The sequence below is a fragment of the Paenibacillus periandrae genome (genome assembly GCF_022458865.1).
GTDB classification, from domain to species: Bacteria; Bacillota; Bacilli; order Paenibacillales; family NBRC-103111; genus Paenibacillus_S; species Paenibacillus_S periandrae.
The window spans coordinates 1-273 of the sequence record NZ_JAJNMU010000184.1 but is presented as its reverse complement, the minus strand read 5'-3'; the positions used below and the strand labels follow the sequence as shown (position 1 = coordinate 273).

The following is a 273-nucleotide window of genomic DNA, read 5'->3' as shown; positions in this document are numbered from 1 at the left end:
TAACGGGTCAATATTCAGCCTATGCAGAGGCAGCGCCAAGCCAATATTGGCAAGAATTTAGTATTTCGGATCCCAGCAAAATGCAGCTGGAAAAAAACACGACCTATACCGTATCGTTTAAGCACAAGGCGGTGAAAGCCACCAATGGTTTTTACTACTTTGTCGCGCGGAGTGAGGAAGAAGACCGGGATTTCGGTTGGACATCCTGGACAGATCCAGCGGGAACGGTAGGGAGTAAAGTGGTGACCTTCACGACGGGATCGAAAAACAAAT

General features: G+C 48.0%; 1 protein-coding gene. It reads left to right on the top strand.

Annotation, left to right across the window (positions count from 1 at the left end; translation table 11 throughout):
• Positions 1 to 273: hypothetical protein (locus LRL21_RS45155; RefSeq protein WP_240422246.1), on the top strand; the 273-nt coding region annotated here is incomplete at both ends.